Source organism: Bacillus sp. FG16, from assembly GCF_057809515.1.
Window position 1 is genome coordinate 42949 of record NZ_JBMDKC010000007.1, and the last position, 21930, is coordinate 64878.

General features: G+C 35.0%; 21 protein-coding genes and 1 pseudogene. 6 read left to right on the forward strand and 16 right to left on the reverse strand.

Annotated features, from left to right (window positions below):
• Positions 1-24: 24 nt before the first annotated feature.
• The 11 genes and pseudogenes from cbpA to ACODS7_RS04660 all read right to left on the reverse strand — a co-directional run bounded on the left by cbpA (position 25) and on the right by ACODS7_RS04660 (position 12687).
• On the reverse strand, positions 25-648 hold the full coding sequence (cbpA, locus tag ACODS7_RS04610; protein WP_016082373.1) for a cyclic di-AMP binding protein CbpA: 624 nt from the start codon (positions 646-648) through the stop codon (positions 25-27).
• Positions 649-774: 126 nt separating this feature from the next.
• Positions 775-1404, reverse strand: coding sequence for a class II aldolase/adducin family protein (locus ACODS7_RS04615; protein WP_000896006.1), 630 nt, complete (start codon positions 1402-1404; stop codon positions 775-777).
• A gap of 387 nt (positions 1405-1791) precedes the next feature.
• Positions 1792-4100, reverse strand: a pseudogene (locus tag ACODS7_RS04620) (NEAT domain-containing leucine-rich repeat protein).
• A gap of 421 nt (positions 4101-4521) precedes the next feature.
• Positions 4522-5304 (reverse strand): DeoR/GlpR family DNA-binding transcription regulator, encoded by a 783-nt coding sequence (locus ACODS7_RS04625; protein WP_016082375.1) that lies wholly within the window; start codon positions 5302-5304, stop codon positions 4522-4524.
• Between the two features lie 36 nt (positions 5305-5340).
• Complete coding sequence (locus ACODS7_RS04630) at positions 5341-6525, reverse strand: saccharopine dehydrogenase family protein (protein WP_029441781.1); 1185 nt, start codon at positions 6523-6525, stop codon at positions 5341-5343.
• Positions 6522-7619 carry a 2-aminoethylphosphonate--pyruvate transaminase gene (gene phnW / locus ACODS7_RS04635; RefSeq protein WP_029441780.1) on the reverse strand — a complete coding sequence of 366 codons (1098 nt, stop codon included), beginning with the start codon at positions 7617-7619 and terminating at the stop codon, positions 6522-6524. Before phnW ends, ACODS7_RS04630 begins: the two co-directional genes overlap by 4 nt.
• 15 nt (positions 7620-7634) lie before the next feature.
• Complete coding sequence (gene phnX, locus ACODS7_RS04640) at positions 7635-8429, reverse strand: phosphonoacetaldehyde hydrolase (RefSeq protein WP_043936087.1); 795 nt, start codon at positions 8427-8429, stop codon at positions 7635-7637.
• A 21-nt stretch (positions 8430-8450) separates the two neighbouring features.
• The gene (locus ACODS7_RS04645) at positions 8451-10208 is read right to left on the reverse strand and encodes a putative 2-aminoethylphosphonate ABC transporter permease subunit (protein WP_043936086.1); all 1758 of its coding nucleotides are present in this window, start codon (positions 10206-10208) and stop codon (positions 8451-8453) included.
• The gene (locus ACODS7_RS04650) at positions 10209-11210 is read right to left on the reverse strand and encodes a putative 2-aminoethylphosphonate ABC transporter ATP-binding protein (RefSeq protein WP_488826308.1); all 1002 of its coding nucleotides are present in this window, start codon (positions 11208-11210) and stop codon (positions 10209-10211) included.
• A gap of 19 nt (positions 11211-11229) precedes the next feature.
• Positions 11230-12306: a putative 2-aminoethylphosphonate ABC transporter substrate-binding protein gene (locus ACODS7_RS04655; protein WP_043936084.1), complete on the reverse strand. Its 1077-nt coding sequence runs from the start codon at positions 12304-12306 to the stop codon at positions 11230-11232.
• Positions 12307-12534: 228 nt separating this feature from the next.
• On the reverse strand, positions 12535-12687 hold the full coding sequence (locus ACODS7_RS04660) for a hypothetical protein (protein WP_000240799.1): 153 nt from the start codon (positions 12685-12687) through the stop codon (positions 12535-12537).
• A gap of 148 nt (positions 12688-12835) precedes the next feature.
• On the opposite strand from ACODS7_RS04660, the gene ACODS7_RS04665 reads away from it, so the two are divergent.
• Positions 12836-13171, forward strand: coding sequence for a DUF3905 domain-containing protein (locus ACODS7_RS04665; RefSeq protein ID WP_029441778.1), 336 nt, complete (start codon positions 12836-12838; stop codon positions 13169-13171).
• 38 nt (positions 13172-13209) lie between these two features.
• Here the strand turns inward: ACODS7_RS04665 and ACODS7_RS04670 are convergent, their stop codons facing one another.
• The 5 genes from ACODS7_RS04670 to phaR form a co-directional block, all read right to left on the reverse strand.
• Positions 13210-14559: a TrkH family potassium uptake protein gene (locus ACODS7_RS04670; protein WP_001204706.1), complete on the reverse strand. Its 1350-nt coding sequence runs from the start codon at positions 14557-14559 to the stop codon at positions 13210-13212.
• 23 nt (positions 14560-14582) lie between these two features.
• Complete coding sequence (locus ACODS7_RS04675; protein WP_029441777.1) at positions 14583-15776, reverse strand: NAD(P)/FAD-dependent oxidoreductase; 1194 nt, start codon at positions 15774-15776, stop codon at positions 14583-14585.
• 48 nt (positions 15777-15824) lie between these two features.
• Positions 15825-16910, reverse strand: a complete 1086-nt coding sequence (phaC, locus tag ACODS7_RS04680; RefSeq protein ID WP_000206336.1) for a class III poly(R)-hydroxyalkanoic acid synthase subunit PhaC — start codon at positions 16908-16910, stop codon at positions 15825-15827.
• A gap of 83 nt (positions 16911-16993) precedes the next feature.
• The gene (locus tag ACODS7_RS04685; RefSeq protein WP_000250407.1) at positions 16994-17737 is read right to left on the reverse strand and encodes an acetoacetyl-CoA reductase; all 744 of its coding nucleotides are present in this window, start codon (positions 17735-17737) and stop codon (positions 16994-16996) included.
• A gap of 150 nt (positions 17738-17887) precedes the next feature.
• Positions 17888-18370: a polyhydroxyalkanoic acid synthase subunit PhaR gene (gene phaR / locus ACODS7_RS04690; protein ID WP_000566941.1), complete on the reverse strand. Its 483-nt coding sequence runs from the start codon at positions 18368-18370 to the stop codon at positions 17888-17890.
• Positions 18371-18567: 197 nt separating this feature from the next.
• On the opposite strand from phaR, the gene phaQ reads away from it, so the two are divergent.
• The 5 genes from phaQ to ACODS7_RS04715 all read left to right on the forward strand — a co-directional run bounded on the left by phaQ (position 18568) and on the right by ACODS7_RS04715 (position 21900).
• Entirely contained in the window at positions 18568-19020 is a 453-nt protein-coding gene (gene phaQ / locus ACODS7_RS04695; RefSeq protein WP_000939954.1) for a poly-beta-hydroxybutyrate-responsive repressor, read from the forward strand.
• Positions 19021-19062: 42 nt separating this feature from the next.
• On the forward strand, positions 19063-19587 hold the full coding sequence (gene phaP, locus ACODS7_RS04700) for a polyhydroxyalkanoic acid inclusion protein PhaP (RefSeq protein WP_098511684.1): 525 nt from the start codon (positions 19063-19065) through the stop codon (positions 19585-19587).
• Between the two features lie 101 nt (positions 19588-19688).
• Complete coding sequence (locus ACODS7_RS04705; RefSeq protein ID WP_001067916.1) at positions 19689-20132, forward strand: MaoC family dehydratase; 444 nt, start codon at positions 19689-19691, stop codon at positions 20130-20132.
• Positions 20133-20280: 148 nt separating this feature from the next.
• Positions 20281-20466, forward strand: coding sequence for an alpha/beta-type small acid-soluble spore protein (locus ACODS7_RS04710; protein ID WP_000241212.1), 186 nt, complete (start codon positions 20281-20283; stop codon positions 20464-20466).
• Positions 20467-20580: 114 nt separating this feature from the next.
• Positions 20581-21900, forward strand: coding sequence for a TrkH family potassium uptake protein (locus ACODS7_RS04715; RefSeq protein ID WP_000822356.1), 1320 nt, complete (start codon positions 20581-20583; stop codon positions 21898-21900).
• Positions 21901-21930: the final 30 nt, after the last annotated feature.

Genomic DNA, 21930 nt, shown 5'->3' on the forward strand with positions numbered 1-21930 from the left:
ATAACAGATAGGTACTTTTTTAACTTAAATATAATCTACATGACTCACTCTGAATCCTTTTTTCTCTATTTTTCCGATTAATTGCTTTAATCTTCTTTCATCTAACTCATCTGATATATTTACAATAACACGGCGGATATATTGATCACCGTTATCGAGTGTAAACAACCCACCGATATTATATGCTTTTAACAATGTCCCAAGCTCTTTAATCGTTCCCTTACAATCTTGTGTTGCAATTGTTAATATGTAACCACCTGTTCGCATACCAAATGAATCTTCAATAACATCAAATATATTCGAATGCGTTAACATACCGACAAATTCATTATAATCATTTAGCACGGCTAAAAACGGAAGTCGACGAATTACATAAAAGGCTCTGAAGAAGGAATCCTTTTCAAAAATAAATGCATTGGAATTGTCAAGCATATCTCCTGCACTTACATGATCTAATCCGCTATTGCATTTTTTTTCTAATAAATCTACTTTATAAATAATCCCCGTGAATTTCTTCTCATCTTCTGCTAATACCGGGATGGCTCGAAATCCCGTTTCGTTCATCATTTGCAGTGCCTCTTCACCAGAATCATTTATTTTACAAAATGTTACTTGCTGCTTTGGCAGAAAATGATATTTAACTCGCAAAATATGTTCCTCCTTACATGTCAACATGTAATCTATATATAATAAGGAGACCTATATTTTATGAGTGAAATTATTTTTAAAACGCTTTCATTTATTTATTAGCTTGTAGTCATATCACATACATTTTTATATAACAGAGCTCCTTGCACCCTTAATCATTAATAACTTTACATGATAGTTCATTAAATATTCTATACCCTCTAGCCATTTTTTCGCTTCTTCTGGCGTTTTCCCCCACACAATCATGCCGTAATTATGAACAAGAACTACTCCTCCACCTTCAATGAAATTTGGAACATTGCTTTCTAATAAATCAGCGAATTTTTTTTCATCTTCTACAATTGGAATTGTCATTTCTGTTATACCTTCTTTTCCGAAAACACGCTCCACACTGCGTTTATCGAACGTTACTTCTCCTTCTTCTCCATATAACTCTGATATTAAATGACTATCTACAGTCTGCACTTGTAAAATACATCCTGCACTACTTTTTTTATAAATATCCGCATGCATAAATGACTCTGCAGCTGGTTTTTCTTCATTTTCGAATACTGACTCGCACATGCAATTTACGACAATAAAATCTTCTTCCGAAAATAGCCCTTTATCTCTTCCCTCAACATTTACTAAGAATGTTAACGGCTCTTTTGAAGTACATAGCGATAAACTAATTTTGGTACCATAAAACCAATCACGAAGTGCCAATTCAGATTTCACATCTTTTAATTCATTCCATTTCTTCAGAAAAAATAACATTTCGTCACCCCCGGCATAATATTCATATAAGGTTCGAATCCTTTCTATGTAAAAAGGAATATTTTTTTGATTATTCTAAAAATTTAATTGAATTATCACATGAGAACGCTTTTTTGTCAATATAGTTTCGCGGTTCTTCTTTAAAATAGGCTATTCATATGTCTATACTCCTGTCTATTGCCTATTTCATTTTGTACATAAAAAATGCGCTATTCTTTACTTAAAGAATAGCGCATTTTCCTCATTTTTTATCCCGCTATTTGCCGGGCAGTAAGACCCCCACCTCAAAATTCAGCGAACGCAAAGAAGTTAGGTCGGGGTCGGGCTGCCCGTAAAATCCCGTTTGGTGGGGGGATGAACAAAACCCCCACTGATTAAAGTTTCACTTTATTTCTTTATTGCATTATATAAAAACTGTGCATATTGTTCACGTGTTACGAAATTATCTCCTAAAAAATTCCCTTCTCCGTCACCTTTTGATATTTTATTATCTACTAAAGCTTTCACATATCCTTTCGCCCAATGACCATTTGGTATATCTTTAAAATTCTCTGCACTATTTTCATTTTCTTTTAACTGAAATACTCTTTGTAGTACCACTGACATTTCATATCGAGTTAATACTCCATCTGGACGGAATATATCATTTCCATACCCTGTCATAATACCAGCTTGAACCACTGCATCAATAGCCGTTTCATACATATTCCCTTTCGTATCTGTAAATGCCGTTTTTGGTTCTAGATTATTTTCTAATTTTAAATACCTTTGTATTAGAAGCGCTACTTGTCCACGAGTAATGTTATCCCCAAATCCAAATTCACCATTTCCATAGCCTATAAATAATTTTTCTTTCGCTAAGTAATTAATTGCTTCTTCTGACCAATGTCCTTTTGGTACATCTTTAAATTCTACCACTTCTGTTTTCTCATCTTCTTTAGATGTATTACCTTCTTTACTTTCTACTACATTTTGAATAACAGACCCTGTAAAGAAGATTCCTGTATCCGCAAATGGATCTTTCACACCAAATTCATATACTTTCTCACCTGATGTACTCCATTTCACTACACCATTACTATACGTACCATTATCGCTCTTCAGACGGATTTTCGTAGAAACCTCACCATCTTTTTCATATATAGGTACTTTTACTTCTTTATTTACTTCTGTTTCCTCTAAAAATACTTTTTGATTTTGGACATTAATATAAGCCGTCTTACTTAGTTCTATAACTGGTCGGACATCACGGATTTCATTTGCAACAAAACTTAGAAATACTAATTTTTTCAAATTGCTGACGGGTGATAAGTCTGAAATATAATTCGCTTCTAAATCAAGTTTTTGTAAGTTTACTAGACTTGATAGTGGCGTAATATCCTTTAACTCATTGTTAGGTAAGTGTAATTGTTTTAACTGTGTCATCTTACTTAGAGGAGTAACATCTTTTATTTCATTTTTCCCGATCCACAATTCTTCTAATTGCTTCATTTGCTCAATGCCAGATAAATCTTTAACTTTATTACGTGTTACTACTAAGTCTGTTAAAGGTAATGAATATAACGGTTTAATATCTTCAATTTGATTACCTGCTAAAGTTAAGTATGTTACATTTTTCAAAGCGCTTAATGGAGCAACGTTCGTAATTTTATTATTTGCTAAATTCAAGTAATCTAGTTGTTCCATTTTCGCTAATGCTGTTACATCTTCTATTTGGTTGCCTGATAGATATAAACTTTTTACATTTTTCATTTCAGTTAGTGGTGCAACATTTGTAATTTTATTATTACTTAAATCAAGAGATTCTAAATTATCCATCTTAACAAGTGGCGTTACATCTGCAAATTCATTACCACGCAAAGCTAAATGATTTAATTGCTTTAAGTTCGCAAAGAACGACGGGTCTTTTATCTTCGCATTCGCAACTGTTAAAGATTTTAAATTTGGCATATATTTTAATGCACTATAATCAAGTATCTCATTTGTATTTAAAAATAAATCCTTTACTTGTAATAACTCTTCTTTCGTAATTGGTGTATTTAAATCTTTTCTATTAAATACTTTTTTATTAACAAGTTCTCTTAATTTGTTATCTGTTATCATATTTTGATTATCAACTGGATTATCCGTTTCCGTATTGCCTGAATTAGAGTTATCATCTGGTTTCTCTGTTTCTCTGTTTCTTTGTTACCTACAGTTGGATCTTTAATTTCAAATTGAACTTGATATTTGTGATCATATCCAATAGCCGGAATAAGTATATGCATTTGCATATTGTGCTTCTTCTCAAACTCGCCAATTTCAAATTGGACTACTTTCGTTCCGTTCTTCCTCTTATCTTCTGATAAAACCTTCACATCATGAAATACACCAGGCTGGTTTCTATCTTCTATTCTAAGATATTGAAAATAATCGCTATCTTGCATTGTTACAGTGACAATTTTTTTGCCAGCTGCAATCGTTACTTTAGGATCTTTTATATATTGAGAAACCATAGATGGCTCGTCTTTTTGGTCCTTATATATTTTAATTTCAGTATCATACGTGCGATCACTCGCTGCTGCTACCGATTGATTTGCTTCAACTTTTAATGCCGCTAATGCTGGAGTAGAATACGTAGCAAATGGAATTGCTAATGTTGTGGCTACTACTAGCGCCTTCATATAATTTTTTTTCAAAATAATATCCCCTATCATATATAATTTTTTATAATTGATAATTCTTATCAATTACTCACAAATAAATGATAATGAATCTCATTATCATTGTCAATGAGAATATTACATTAAATTTATATTTTTAAAGATAAAAAATAAAAAGCCCTTTATTCAAAGGGCTTTTTTACCTATCGTATGAAGAATTTCACTTTTTTCCTTCTCATTGATGACACCAATTTTTTGCAAAATATTCGCGTACAATACAAGTTTATTATATATTCGTTCTGACATGTTCTCCCTTCTTTCCTTCGACCAACTTTTTTTGTATTGGTAAATTATATGAAAGAGATGAGAAAATGTGTCCACTTTTTGCATAAATGCAAATCTTTTATTTTACGATTTGTAGACAATAAAACTCCTTCCTAAAAATTAGGCGGGAGTTTAGGTACTTTCACTTTATTTAACAAACTGTCCACTGAATATTATGCTTCATAAGTTCTTCTTCAAAACTATATGGCATTTTTTTATCACAAATTACATGTTGAATACGTGAAAATGCTGCTATACGATAATTCCCTTTCACGCCTACCTTCGTATGATCACATAAAATATATGTCTTCTCAGCTAATTTCATCATCGCCTCTGACAATTTCGCTTTCTCTAATTCAAAGCTGGAAACTCCAAAACTAGGTAATAGCCCATCAATCGAAACAAACGCTTTATGAAAATGGAATTGCTGTATTACTTGCTGCGAAATAGATCCCGATACACGCGAATGCTTTGGAGACACTTTTCCACCTATAAATAAAACTTCACCATGAAACATCTTTTTATTAATAGAAGAAATTAATTGTGTTGCGACCGGAAATGAACTCGTTACAATCGTTAAGTTTTTACGATGAACAAGATATGGAACCATTTGAAGCGGTGTACTTCCATCATCAATTGCAATGACATCACCATCTTCTACAAATGTCGCTGCTTTATAACCAATTCTTTTCTTCTCTTCTATATGTAGCATTTCTCTTTCTAACATTGGTGCCTCTATCCCAGCGCCTGGAAGTTGAACAGCTCCACCATACACTTTCTTCAGCTTCTTTTCACGATCTAATTCTTCTAAATATCGACGAATCGTTTCTGTTGATACAGCAAATTCTCTCGCTAATTCTGAAACCTTTACTTTCCCTTTAAATTCTACCTTTTCAAGAATGGTTCGCTTTCTTTCTTCTCCTACTACAGACATAGCTTCACCTCATTTATATCTCCCTCATAAACTTACTTATACAAAGTTATACTTTTCTTTGTAAGTGAAAACTTCTTCATGAATATGAATACCGCGCTTTGCTAGCTCATCAAAAATCAATTGTGGATTTTCAAAAGCTTCTTCCGGCGTAACAACACCCACCCTATTTACATTTCCATTTGCAATTAACTCTGCAGCAATCCCAAATGGAATACCGACGTTTCTCGTATACGCTCTTAATTTTTCCCATCCTACAACAGAACCATCAGATAACGGGTGTGTATGATATAACACATGTCTTTGCTTCTCATTATTTTTCATACCTATTACTTCTACATGAAGTGCATAACCATAAAGCTCTGTTTCTTGTCCTTCTTTCGATTGCAATAAATACTGCGAAATACAATCCATAATGCCTATTTCTTTCCCGTTTATTTCAATCTGATCATTACGCAATATGCCGTAATCATATAAAGCACGTACAAGTTGCATATTTTGCTTCGGCCAAGTTCCTCTCGTCTCTATCAGTTTAACACCTTTATTTTCTAATGCCTTTGCTAACGTAATCGTTTCAGAATGCGGAATGATATACTGCGTTGCCTTACCATAAGGCGCTGGCAATTCTATTTCTCTCGGACGCGCAAACGGAAGTACTTGCTTAAATTCACCATCTTCATACACTGTACGCGATGGTAAATGTGGATCATATTCATATGTCGTTGTCTCTGTAATTGATGCAGAAAAAGCAATCGGACGATACGAACCATGACTTACACGGACGGACTCTACAGTATCCAGTTGATTTGCTGCATGCATTGCCATCATTTGCGTTACACCTGGCGTCATGCCAAATCCAGGTAAACATGTTTTTTCATTTTGAACAAATATAGCATGCGATTCATTTTCTTCACCAAATCCATTTAAGTTCACACCGTGACAGCCTGCTTCTGCAATACAGCGGGTCGACAAACCGTTTAGATTTATCGTCGTACCGTCCATTACAATGTCATAATCTTTCATTTTTGCAACCGTATCCTCGTGATTCGTTACATCTACTTTTACAAAATCAACACGAGGATCATTGAGCCATTCTACTACTTTACGGCCCTCTTCCTCGTTAAAATCAGCTACTGTAATCGTCTCAAAAGATGAAAATTGAACTAAATCCAAAATAGCTTCACGACAAATTTTACCTGCTCCACCTAAGCAAAATACTTTCATCCAATAACAGCTCCTTTAGCAATACTATCAACTAAGCGATTAATATCTTCTTCATGTACATCACCGATATTTCCAATGCGGAACGTATCTACTTTCGAAATTTTACCAGGGTAAATAACAAATCCATAACGCTTTAATTCGTTATATAACTGTTGAAACTCGAACTCCTCTTTTGGATAAATAAAAGATGTAATAATAGGAGATTGATATTTCTCATCTACTAGTGCCTTAAATCCGATTTCTCCCATTCTATTCACTAGTAGTTTTTGATTGTTGTAATATCGATTGTAACGCGCTCTTACTCCACCCTCTTTTTCTAGTTCAAGTAGTGCTTGATAAAAAGCATGTACAACATGTGTAGGTGAAGTAAAACGCCATTTCCCATTTTGTTTTTCCATCGTTTCCCATTGATCATATAAATCAAGAGATAAAGAGCGTCCTTGCCCTTTACACTTCAATAATTCATCACGTTTTGCGATTACAAATCCGAATCCAGGAACCCCTTGAATACACTTATTCGCACTACTAATTAAAAAATCAATTTGTAAATCAGCAATGTCTATTTCAATCCCGCCGAAACTACTCATCGCATCAACAATTGTAACCTTTCCATACTGCTTTCCTAATTTACATACATCTACAATTGGATTTATAATGCCTGTCGTTGTTTCACAGTGAACAACTGCAATATGTGTAATCTCTTTATCTTCTTCCAATAACTTTTCTACTTCTACAATATTAGTAGGTTCCCACTCTTCTGTTTGACTGACCACTACATCAATCTGTAACATCTCTGCCATTTGTACAATGCGCTTACCGTACGCACCATTTGTACAAACGAGAAGCTTCCCATTTTCCTTAATAACAGAACCAATTACTGCTTCAACTGAAAACGTACCGCTTCCTTGCATTAACACTGTTGTATATTTCTCTTCTTCCTTCGTCGCTAGCGATACAAGTTTAGCTCTTACTTCTTGCACCATCGTATTATATTCAACATCCCACGTACACCAATCGTATAGCATAACTTCTTTTACTGATTTTGTTGTCGTTAATGGTCCTGGTGTTAATAATAAGTAGTGATTTTCATTCATGATCCCGTACCCCTTTTATGAAATAATAAGTTCTTGTTTCTCGATATGTTCCATTACGTTTTCGAGCTCCTGCATCGTTTCAATCGTAAAATGAGCCCCATTTTCAACAAACCGATTACGAACTATTTCTATTTTTTCACGAAGCTCTACCGAATCCATACTCTCCACTTCCTCTTCCGTTAAACCGAGCTCACTACTTCCAAGAATTACACCAACTGTCCACATTCCAGCATTTCTACCTTCTTTCATATCTGATACTGTGTCCCCTACTTTTATCATATGGTTCATCGGATACACACCAAGTTCCATTGCATTTTTATAGCACATCCATGGGTATGGGCGGCCTGCTGGAACATCATCTGGCGTAACAAGAAAATCAGGTTTATATCCTTGTAACGCTGCTTCCTTTGCTACAATATCCATCATTTCTCTCGTATAACCAGTTGTTGAACCGATTTTAATGCCTCTCTCACGTAAAGAAGCGATTACTTCTTTTACCCCATTAATCGGCGTGGCATAATTTGGCAAAATAGAAAAGAGAATTTCTTCAAACTCTTCATACATCTCATGAATGTCTGCTTCTGTTGGTAATTGACCGAAGACACGCTTCCACTCATCCGCAATACGAGGCATTTCTGTTAGTGCCCTTACATGATCTATTTTTAATAATCCCATTGGCTTACGTGCTTCTTCTGCTGTAATTTCAACGCCGCGTTTATGAAAAATCTTCACGAATACTTCTAGTGGTGCAAAACATCCGTAATCAACCGTCGTACCTGCCCAATCAAAAATAACTGCTTCAAGTTTCATTCTGTCCATCACCCTTCTTACTTATCTTTTTTGCCATTGTGAAGTTCGGTTACGAAGTGCTTTCGTTCCCCATTCATATACAACTCTCACTACAATATTTGTAACAACAATAAGTACACTCATTGCAGCTGCTGGCGCTACATTTCCTGCATCATCCATATTTACGATTGATACGGCAGCTAGTTTAAAATCAGCTGCATATAGGAACACAACTGCCGATACAGTTACCATTGAATTTACGAAGTAGTACATTACCATTTCTAAAATTGCTGGTAAACACATTGGTACTGTTACTCGGAAGAATGTTTTATAAAACGGAATACCCATCGACTGCGAAACAAGCTCAAACTCTCGGTCTAATTTCTTTAAGGCAGTCGTTGCCGTAACAAATGTTACAGAATAAAAATGAATGATATTTACTAGTACTAATACAGCAATTGTTCCGTATAAAGAATGAAACGGATTCGTTACTGATAGTCCAAGAATTTGAATCGTTGGTTGACTAAAGAAAAAGACATATCCTAATCCGAGTACTAAACCTGGTATCGCTAACGGCACTATAGAGAAAAAGTAACCTGTTTTTCTGAAAAATTGTAGCTGGTCTATTTTCTCAATTGCATATGCGAATACAAATGTTAAAATCGCCCCGATAACTGCTGTAACTGCTGAAACAATTACGCTATTTGTAAATGCTTCAAGTCCATCTCCTGTTAAACTTGAAAAATTAAAATGCTCAAATGTAAAACTCATATTATATGGCCATACTTTCACACTTGCAGCAATACCAACTGCAACAAATAATAGAATGATCATAAGGGTAATCACACTACAATATATGAATGAGATTACATCTCTTTTCTTATTAGCTATTATTCTGTATGGTACTGCCTTTGAAGATAAGAAATTCGCCTGCTTTCTTTGCGTAATACGATCAACTACAAATGCGAATATAGCTGGGATTAATAAAATCATTCCGACAGTTGCACCCATCGGCATATTTTGTTGTCCAATCACTTGTTTGTATACGTCAGTAGCAAGCACATTATATTGCCCACCAACAATTTTTGGTGCCCCAAAATCAGTAAAACTAAGTGTAAACACAACAAACATTGCACTAATTAATCCGTACTTTACACTAGGTAAAGTAACCGTGAAAAATTGCTTTGTTTTACTCGCCCCTAACATATTAGAAGCTTCATATAAACGATAATCAGATCCTTGAAAGGCAATTAGCAATATGAGAAAGGCTTGCGGAAATGTATACATAACTTCAGCTATTACAATTCCTACTGGTCCATATAAAGGGATTTGTATACCTTCAAATAAACCAAATATTCCTTTCGTTACTAGCCCTTGATTACCAAATAAATATGTAAGTGCTATACCGTGCATCATCGTTGGTGCGAACAATGGTAATAACGCTACATACTGAAATACGCGCTTTCCAAAAACATTCGTACGGGCAATTGCATATGCGTAAACAAATGCGATTGCAACTGAAATAATTGTTGTTACGCCCGAAATCCATACTGTATTTTGTAAAGACTGCACTAAAGTTGGTGTTGTGAAATATTTACTGAAATTCGCTAAACCAATGAAAACTCCATCTTTATTATAAAAAGCTTGTGTAAATAGTTGTAATAGCGGTAGTACAAGTATGATAAGGAAGGAAAGAATCATACCGATAATTACAAGCCTTTGGATCCATTCCTCTTTCCCTATACTTCTCTTAATCTTTTTTTTCGTACTTTCTACCTTATAGTTTTCTAACATCTCCATCTATACAATGACCTTCTTTCCATATGACAACATATGATTTTCTGAGAAAGAGATTTGAATCGGCTTTCCTTTTCTAATAGCCGTTGCTTCTACTTCTGATGCTAATATATCCACTACAATTTTCTCATTATAAAGGTGTGTGTTTTCTTCTACGACTCGAACTTCCGTCCGATATACAGATCCGCGAAATTCCATACTTTCCACAACTGTTTTAATACCGTCCTTTTGTACAATTGTTACATGTTCAGGACGAATTGCATGTTCTTCGTTATTTTTCGAAAAGAAATTAATAGAACCAATAAAATCTGCCACAAACGGATTGGCTGGTCTTTGATAAATCTCCTCTGGTGTTCCAATCTGCATAATTTCCGCATGATTCATTACAACAATTTTATCAGCCATCGTTAATGCCTCTTCTTGATCATGCGTTACCATAATCGTCGTTATTCCTATTTTCTCTTGCAAATCACGCATTTCCCTACGTAATTTTTCACGCACTTTTGCATCTAAAGCTGATAACGGCTCATCGAGTAACAAAATATCTGGAGACAGAGCGAGCGCACGTGCAAGTGCTACTCGCTGCTGTTGTCCACCAGACATTTGAGCAGGATATTTATCTTTTACATTCAGCAAATCTACAAGTTTTAACGCATCTAGCGCTTTCTCTTTCACTTCTGCTTTCCCATATTTTTTTGTCTTTAAGCCGTATTCAATATTTTCAAGTGCTGTTAAATTCGGAAATAAAGCATACGATTGGAAAACCATTCCGAAGTTTCTCTTTCCAGGAGGCAATTCTGTAATATCTTTTCCATTCACAGCTATACTGCCAGTCGTTGGTTCCTCTAGTCCCGCTAAAATGCGAAGCAACGTCGTTTTCCCACAGCCACTCGGGCCTAATAAACAAACAAACTCATTTTTGTTCACAGTAAAAGAAATATCTTTTAACGCTGTAAATGCATCAAACTGTTTTTGAATGTGTTGAATTGATAAATATTCGCTCATTTTTCTCTCTCCCACTCACTTACTTTTTCGGTTCTGCTTTTTGGCCAAACTCTTTTTCCCATTTTTCTAAAATCTTTTCACGATTTTCTGCTGCCCATTTAAAGTCATTCTTTTTATATAATTTTTCAGTAACATCTTTCGGGAACCCCTCTGGAAGTTTATAATCATTTTTAATTGTCGCAAATCCATTTTTCTCAAAGTATAACTTCATTACATCATCAGTAATTGCCCAATCTAAAAATGCTTGCGCTATTTTATCATTTTTCGCATTATCTTTCTTAATAAGTGCGTTCGCTTCTACTTCCCAGCCTAATCCTTCTTTCGGCAGTACAACTTCAACTGGTGCACCTTTTTGTTTCTCTTTTAAAGCACTATAAACCATTGATACACCGACTGGATATTCACCTGCTCCTGCTAATTTCGCTGGTTTTGATCCTGAATGCGTATAACTTGCCATATTATCATGAAGTTTCTTCATGTAATCCCAGCCTTTATCTTCACCCATGATTTGTAGCCATGCAGAAACTGTTAAAAATCCTGTTCCAGATGATGCTGGATGTGGCATAACAAGTGTTCCTTTATACTCTGGTTTCGTTAAATCTTCATATGATTCTGGCATCGGTAAATTTTTCTTCTTTAACTCTTCTTTATTTACAGCAATCCCCGTCATAAATGCAGTATTTCCTACCCATTTTTCAGGTTGCTTATCATCTTTAAATTGCGGAAGAACACGATCTGCTCCTTTTGGAGAGTATCCTTTTAACATATCTTTTTTATCTAAAGCTAATAGACTTGATGCCGCAGTTCCCCATACAACATCTGCTTGTGTATTTTTCCCTTCAGCTAGCAATTTCGCAGTAATAACTCCTGTTGAATCACGTACAATGTTCAATTTCACATCAGGATATTTCTTTTTAAAGGAATCAAGATAAATTGGTACAAGCTCTTCTTCAATTGCTGTGTAAACAGTTAATGATCCAGATAATTTGTCATCTTTCACTTTCGCTCCAGCACTTTCCTCCTTCTTTGCACCACACCCCATTAATAACGAAAATACCATTCCAGTTGCTACAGCTTTAAAGATTGTTTTTTTCACTGTCTCTCTCTCCTTTTACAAATCTTATGTACAACTCAAATATAAACAACTAGTGTAAAAGCAGTATTAAACCAACATTAATCTTTTGTTTGTTGTTTGTTTTTGTGTAATACGTTGCTACTTCTATGTTTTTTCGCATTTTTCTGCTAATAGAAAACACTAAATTTACAAATAATTTAAAAAACCTTTATAATCCCACAAAAAAATGAGGCGTTTGTAAAAAACGCCTCATTTTTGTTTCCCTTTTTTCGAATTACGATTAGCATACTTTGCGCTATTTTCTCCTTCATACTCTAATGCAAATTCTGCATCTGGTAAGCTTTCTTTCGGAGTTTTATTATTATTGATTGCCGCATTTTGTTTCACTTTTCTTTTTACCAATACATTCACCTGCTCTCAAGAAATCACTTTCTACTCTAGTTTGAAACAACTTAAAATAATTATTACTGGCAAGTGTTAACAAGTACATAAGAGGCGTTCGATAGAAATACTACGTATGAAGAAATCATTATAAAAAGGAGCGATGATTTTGAAGAAAAAAGAAAAGATTCAATCACCAATTTTAGACGAAACGCTCCCGCATCAAATGAATTTTCCATCTTTTAAAGGAACAGGAAAAACGATGCAACAACCTTTTGTGAATCAATATGATGTTGTAATTGGAGACAGTAAATATAATTCCGAGAACAGTCCGCTTAACAATTGGAGTGATGAAGTAGATCCTGCCATTATGGCTGGCGATGAGTGGATCCATCCTACAAATGATATTGGGTGGATTTCAGAAGAAAATCAAGAGTTGCTAAAAAACGAATCAGATAATAAAAATGAAGCTTTTATGCATCCACAATTTGGAATTAACGACTAAAAAACCATTCTACCTAACGTAGGTAGAATGGTTTCATACTATCCAATAATAATCCGCTCTTTCGGGTATTTATAGCGAGGTGGTTGTTCCCTTCCACCACTAGCTAAAATAAATGTTAAAATACCAACGCGTCCGATGAACATAAGCACAATGAGTACAAGTTTCCCAACAGTTGTTAAATCAGGCGTAACACCTGTTGATAATCCCGTCGTTCCGAAAGCAGAACAAACTTCAACAATTAAGCTCATAAGCGGTACATTTTCCGTAATAGATAAAATGAATAGCGCAGTAGCACATAACAAAATCCCCATCGTCATAACGACAGATGCTTTTAGTACATCCTCTTCATGTAGCTGACGTTTGAAGACTCTAACTGTTCTACCGCCTCTTGCAAAGGTGTATAGTGACAATATACTAACAGCAAATGTTGTTGTACGTATTCCGCCCCCAACCGAACTTGGAGATGCCCCTATAAACATTAATATACTCATAAATAAAAGCGTCGGTTGTGACAATTCACGTATATCCATCGTAGCAAGTCCACCACTTCGCGTCGTCACAGATTGGAATAATGTATAAAATACCGTTTCATGCCATGACTTTCCTACTAAAAAGTGATTTCTCTCCAGTAAAAAAATCATAATTGTACCAACAACAACGAGTGCAAAAAATGTTGTTGTCGTCAATTTTGTAAATAATGAAAAACGAAATAATTGTTGTCCTCTTTTACTAAGGAATTGTTTCACTTCCATTAGCACAGGGAAACCAATTGCTCCTAAAATAATTAGTAGCATATGAATCATTTGAACAATATAATCTTTTTTATACGGAATTAACGATTGTCCTGTTAAATCAAATCCGCCGTTCGTAGTCGCACTAACTGCTGCAAAGAAACCGTGAAAATAAGCTTCTTGCCAAGTCGGAAAGTAAAGTAAAAATCTTGTACCTAATAGGATTGCTCCAATAAGTTCTATCGAAATAATTACAATTAAAATAGAACGCATCAATTCTACAAGACCCGATAAATTTCCTTGATTATGGTCTGCCATAATTAATCTTCTTCTTTGCAAACCAATCTTTTTCCCCGTAATGATCCAAACAAATGTACCAAGCGCCATAATTCCTAAGCCGCCTAATTGTAAAATAAGGGCTAAAACAATAATTCCTGCTGTAGTAAACGTATCTGAAATCGTAATAACAGACAGTCCCGTAACACTTACCGCACTAACCGATGTAAAAAGGGCATCTATAAATGTCCATTTCACACCAGGTTTCGTAACAAACGGTAAACTAAGCAAGATTACCGATACAACTACTGCTAATAAATAAAATAAAACAATGAGTTGTACTGGACGTAATTTTTGTAAAAACTTTTTTATATCTCTCATTCCATCACTTCGCTACCTTTTTTCTATCGATTAAATAAAGAAAAATCTTCCCTTTCTTTATTTGTAAATAACTGTTCAAATAATTTGGCAAAGACCATTCCATATACAGTTCCATTCCCCCCATACGGCAATGCGTAAAATAAATTATGTATCTTTTCGTCTTCTTTTAAAATGGGGAGACCATCATGAGTACCACCAAATGCTGCTGCCCAATAGTAGTCTGCCTGTATATTTTTATACTGCGGGAACATCTCTTTTACAATATTAATAAGGATATCACGCTTATGCAATAATTTCGTATCACCGATTGTTTGAATTTGCATCGCTTCATCTAATCCGCCTACAATAATGCGGTTTTGATACGTTCGAAAATATAAGTAGGGCCGTGCCGTTTCCCAAATTAACGATTGCTCATGCCAGCCTTCAAACTGATCTATTTCATTTGTTACAATTGCATAAGAAGTTTCTACTGTTGTATTTTTTTCTTTTTTTCCAAAAAGCGCTTCATAACCTGTCGCCATAATAATATTCTTTGCTACAATTTGATTTCCTGTTTTCGTGTAACAAATTAAATCATTTTGGCGTTTTTTTATATGTATTGCCTCTGTATGTTCATATATATTAGCTCCCATTTGGTTTGCTTTATGCAAAAAACTATGTGCTAATAAATACGGATTCACCTCAGCATCACCTTGCGTATATAACGCTGCTTGTTTTGCAAAAGAATAACGTTTCTTAATATCAGCTTCTGTAAAATATTCAACTGGAAATCCATAATTCTGTAACGTATTATATTCCTCTTGTAAAAATGAGACATCCTCACTTTTACTTGCATAATATAAACTATTTCGCGGAATAAAATGGGGATCAATATCAAGAGTCGGTATAGCCTCTTCCATTGTTCTTAGCGCTTCATAACAAAGTTTATATGCTCGTATCCCTTTGTCTTTACCAAATGTATGGATAAGAGAGGTTAACGATTTATCATGAAGAAATTGTAGTAAGCCTGTATTAGCAGCTGTGCTACCACACGCAATTGCTCTTTTTTCAATAAGTGTAACACTCATGCCAATTTTCGCTAATGAATGCGCTATATGAGCACCGGCTTCGCCGCTCCCGACTACAAGCACATCACATATCATATCATTTTCTAACAGTTGATAACAAGGTACAGAAACCCCTGTATTCCAAAACAACTTACCAGTCATAAGTTTCATAATTATACTCCTAAAATATAAATTTCTCCTTTCTATGTTTTTTTATTTTTAATTAGAACGCTCTTCAAGCCAATTTCCAATCGTCGGATATGTTTGTTTTACAGCTGTTCCACCGTAAACGATAGACATATGCCCTGTCGGTAAACATACATATTGTTTATCTGTGCTAGAAATATGGTCTAGTAATGCTTCTACTTGACATGGCAAAGCAATATGATCACGTTTCCCGGAAATATTTAAGACATTCGCCTTAATATTTGCAAGGTCTACCTTTTGTCCGCGAATAACGAGTTCACCCTTAACCAGTTTATTATTTTGATAAAAATCACGAATCCACTGTCTGTATGATTCACCTGGGAACGGAATACCATCACCAACCCACTTTTGAACCAATCTCCAGCTTTCGACGAAGCGCTCATTCTCTGAACGATCTACTAAAGCAACATATGGACCGACAAAGTTTGTAATTGGTTTTAACATTTTGTTTCCGAAATCAATCATTTCTGGCGGAATATTTCCAAATGTATCAACCGCTTTATCTAAATTGAAGTATTTCTCATCTAATAAAGGACCATACAATCCTGTTTCAGAGAAATCAAAAGGACTTGTCATGAAAATTAAATTACGAATTGGCATGTGCGGATGAAGTGCTGCATAAATAGAAGTTAGCGTTCCACCCATGCAATAACCAAGTAAAGAAATCTCGTCCGATTTTGCAGTTCGCATTACTTTTTTTACTGCTTTTGCAATATAATCAAACACGAAATCATCAAATTTCAAATGACTATCTTCTAAACCAAATGTGCCCCAATCAAGCATATACACATCAAAACCACGATCCACTAGATATTCCACTAAACTATTTCCAGGAGTTAAATCCATAATATATGGTTTATTAATAAGAGCGTATATTAACAGGATTGGAACTCTTTGTGTTTTTTCTTGTTTTGGAATGTAGCGATAAAGCTTCGTCTTATTCTTCGTCCAAATAACCTCTTTCGGCGTTAATCCTACTTGCGGCTCTGGTTCACGTAATAAAATTTCACTCGCCCTTTTCACTCGGCGGTATGCTTTTCGGTACTCTTCTGGGTATAGCTCTAATTGCTTTTCCCATTCTGTTGCGAATGTAGTCATTTTTTTATCTCCTTTTTGGTCGATTTCCTTCTTAAAAAAAGAAGTGCATTCCTGCTATGGATATGCACTTTTTTCTTACTTCATTACATATATAATCCGCCGTTAATGTTTAATTGCTGACCTGTGATATACGCACCGTCACGGCATAGGTATACTACACCTTTTGCAATTTCATCAGCTTGACCAAAACGTTTTTTCGGGATTTTTGCAACGATTTTTTGACGTACTTCTTCTGGTACTTCTGCTACCATTTCAGTATCAATAAACCCTGGGCAAATTGCATTTACAGTGACATTTGTTTTTGCAAGTTCTAACGCTAATGATTTTGTAAATCCTAACATACCCGCTTTTGCTGCTGAATAGTTTGTTTGGCCAAATCCACCTGCTTGACCAATAATAGAAGAAATGCTAATAATTCTTCCTTCTTCCGCTTCCGTTATGTATGGAAGAACCGCGCTTGTCGTATTAAATACGCTACTTAAATTCACGTCAATTACGCGCTCCCAATCTTCACGATTTAACTTTTTGAATGTACGATCTCTTGTAATACCAGCATTATTAACAAGAATATCAACTTTACCAAAATGATTCACAGCTTCTTCTACAAGTCGGTTTGCATCTTCTACTTTAGAAACATCCGCTTGCACTGCATAAACGTCATGTCCGTCTTTTCCTAGTTCATTTACTAAGTTTTCAGCTGCTTCTTTACTGCTATTATAGTTAATAACTACTTTCGCTCCCTCTTGTGCTAATGCTACTGTAATTGCTTTTCCAATCCCTTTTGCTCCACCTGTTACGATTGCTACTTTGCCATTTAATTGAACCATTTCTTTTCCCCCTTAAATGAATTTGTGAACGATTGTTATGAATCATTTTGGCACTCATACTGTAGAGTCCCTATATAATTATGTTTCGCTGTTTACACGTGAAAAGAGTTTCTCCCTCTCTCTTTTACCTGTTATAAACAAGCGCTTTTATCATTTTTTATTTTCCGGCTTATTCGCAGGCTTTATCTCTTCTTTTACAGGTACTTGTAGTTTAGCTAGTACTGCATTTTGCTTTTCTAGCAATTCTAAAATTTGATCTACTTTTGTTTCAAGCGTACGAATATCTTGTTTCACTTTCGTCACATCACGCTTTAATGTAGGAGCTTGTCCTAAAGAATCTACTTTCTCCTCTAGAAACTCCTCAATGTTATCTACTTTATTTTCTAAGTTAATAACAAGCGTAGCCACTCTTGCGATATCCTCTTTCGTCGGCACATTTACTTGTTCTAAATAGTTTTTTGTCGTATCATTTAATGCTTTTTGATAAAACAAATTCAAATCTAGAACGCTGCCCATCCAAGCAGAATATTCTTCTGTTTTAATTGTTTCATTGAGCGCTTTTCCCCAAAATGTTTCGGTTTGTTCATAAGCATTTTTCCATGCTTGTAGTGGATCGAATTTTTGATCAATCACTTTACCTACACTCCCTTTTTCGTTTTTGAAACAATTCAACCTATTCACTATTTTCTAATATTCTGAATAAAACTTCAAGTCTATATTTTATTTTTTCTATTTTCTAACAAATGTGTTGACTTTAAAAACAGATAGGTGTAAATTGCACTTATAAGCAAAAAATTCCATCTAACTGATTCATGAGGTGATGCACAATCATGCTACAAAATGAACCAGAACAACGCGAAAGTTTGGAGAACAACCAAGCGAAACAACCAAACTCCATGCCAAAAAACTTCTTAGTTCCCTTCTTACTTCTCTGTCTAAAAGACTGGAGTCTTCATGGTTACAAACTTATTCAAATGCTAATGGATATCGGCTTTTCTTCTGTTGACCAAGGTAATGTTTATAGAACACTACGCAAATTAGAAAAAGAAAACCTTATTTCTTCTACTTGGGATACAAGCGATGGAGGGCCGGCAAAAAGAATTTATTCTTTAACTGAATATGGAGAGCAATATTTAACAACATGTGCGACTTCTTTTGAACATTATCAAAATATGTTGCGAACGTTTTTCACGTTATACACCAATGCATTCTTTCCATTTTCTACTTCTCCAGAAAAGGATGAAAAGGATTCTTCATCTTCACCTGGTGGTACAGCAGAGTAATCTGCGTTCACAATATGCAAAAAAACATTTGGGGGTCAAACAATGGAAACTAAACCATACGAATTAGTCGATGCATTTTGGAAAAACTGGTCTCAATCACTTTCCCTTTTCTCTTCAGCTGGGAAACAATTAGAGCAACTTACTTTAGAAACATTAAAACAACAACAAGACGCTTTGCATAAATTAACATCAGGAGTAGATGAACTAGAAAAAGAACTACAACAAATCACTGCTCAGTTCAATAACCAATATACAGATTACGTGAAACAATTAACTGGTAACTCCTTAAATGATCAAATTAACGAGTGGCAAGACAAGTGGAAGGAACTTTCTGCTCATATGCAGCAGCTTACTGTTTCTCCTACAAAAACATCTTTGTCAATTCTTACACAAACAAGCGGTCAATTTGAAGAAACAACAAAACAATTTATTGAGCAACAACAATTACAACGTGAAGAGGCTCAAAAACAGTTAGAGGTTTTTTTGGAAGAGTTCAAGTCAAAACAGTTGGAACTCGCAAAAAAGTTCGAGGAAAACTCAAAAAATCTATTTACTTCCATCAAGTAAGAAAAATGTGGGAGCTAACTGCAGCACAAACAAAACTCTTTCTTCCTCCTACTACATCAAGATGGCTAACATTTTTCGATATGGAAAAGAAGGAGGACAAAATGAATCCATTTCAAGAAGCACAAACTGTTCCGGAGCTTCGTTATGATGAGATTCAAGTCGGTGATCAAGCATCCCTTACAAAAACAATTACAGATGAAGATGTTATCAATTTTGCAAAATTGACTGGAGATGTGAATCCTATTCACATTTTAGATTCTTTTGCAAAAACGACAATGTTTAAAGAACGTATTGCTCACGGTATGCTCGTTTCGAGTTTTATTTCTACCATCCTTGGAACGAAACTCCCAGGCAAAAATACGATTTATTTATCCCAAAACGTTTCATTCCGTGCCCCTGTCAAAATCGGTGATACACTTCGCGTTGTGGCAGAGGTTATTAAGAAGCGTGACGATAAAAAAATCATTACGTTGCAAACAAACATATATAATCAATCGGATGATATTGTCGTGGAAGGTACAGCGACAATACTGAAAAAAGAGTAGCAAATTTGCTACTCTTTTTTTCTATCCAAGAACTTCTAATCGCACCGATTACTTCCGCGTATGAGTATGTCGTTTCCACATAAAATAACGTTACCAGTTTAGATAAGAACTTAGCTGAACTGGACTACTCATAAGGATGTGTATCAACATGGTAAAAACAAACAAATTATTAGTTCCAGGTGCAGAACAAGCGCTTGAACAATTTAAATATGAAATTGCACAAGAATTTGGTGTAAGCTTAGGTTCTAATACAGCATCTCGTTCTAACGGTTCAGTTGGCGGTGAAGTAACAAAACGTCTTGTTGCTTTAGCTCAACAACAATTACGTGGATAATAATATAACATATGGCTTAGAGGCAGATATTATCTGCCTCTTTCTATTTTCAACATACATAACAGTGCTTTTTCACATACTAATCAAAGCAAAACGAAAGGAGCAATATGTGACATGAAACGGATTAATATTAGCATGAGCCCTCCCCGCGTTCTTACTTTATCTTTTATTGTATTATCAGTTGTCGGCACATGCTTATTAAAACTGCCAATTGCTACGACAACGTCCATTTCATGGCTCGATGCCTTATTTACAACCGTTTCCGCTTGTACTGTTACTGGGCTTGGTGTTGTGGATACTGGAAAAGTGTTTACTTTATTTGGACAATGTGTCATTTTAACGCTTATACAAGTTGGCGGGCTTGGCATTATGAGCTTTGCGGTCTTAATTGCCATTATGCTCGGAAGAAAAATCGGTCTTCAAAACCGTATTTTATTGCAACAAGCATTAAATCAAACGAATATCGGCGGCGTTATCCGTCTTGCCAAAGCATTATTTTTATTCTCTTTTACAGTCGAATGTATCGCTACTTTAATTCTTTCTTTTGAATGGGTACCAAAATATGGGGTTGCCAAAGGGATCTATTATAGTTTTTTCCATTCAATCTCAGCCTTTAACAATGCTGGTTTTTCTGTGTGGAGCGATAATTTAATGTCCCATTCTCATAGCATTCTTGTCAATTTCGTCATTTCCTCTCTCATCATTTTAGGTGGAATTGGTTTTACAGTAATTGTAGACATAAAAAGAAAGAAAAACTTTAAAAACCTTACACTACATTCAAAACTTATGCTCACTTCTACTCTAATCGTCAACATTATTGCTACCCTTTTTATTTTTATATTCGAGTTCCATAACTCCCTTTCTATGAGAGGTTTTACCCCATTTGAAGAAGGAATGGCCTCTTATTTTCAAGCAATTTCAACACGAACTGCCGGGTTTAATACTGTTGATATTTCTACATTGTCAAAACCTTCCCTCCTATTAATGATGCTCCTTATGTTTATTGGTGCTGGTAGTGCTTCAACGGGTGGTGGGATTAAGTTAACAACATTTTTAATCATATTTTTTGGCGTATTTAAATTTTTACAAGAACAAGAGGATATTGTCGTATTTAAAAAATCCATTAAAGATACTCTCATTGTCAAATCATTAACCATTACTATTATTTCCATTTCATTTATCTTTTTTGCTATTTTAATTTTGAGTATTACTGAGCGAGTTCCTCTATTGATGAGTGCTTTCGAAGTATTTTCAGCATTTGGGACTGTTGGCCTCAGTATGAACTTAACACCTCACTTAACTATAATCGGAAAAGCTATTATTATCTTTATGATGTTTTTTGGGAAAATGGGTCCTTTAACATTGGCTTTTTCATTTGCTCGTAAAAAGAACCGGAAAATAAAATATCCTAATGAAGATATTTTAACAGGTTGACAACCGTATAAATTATCCATATAATGAGAA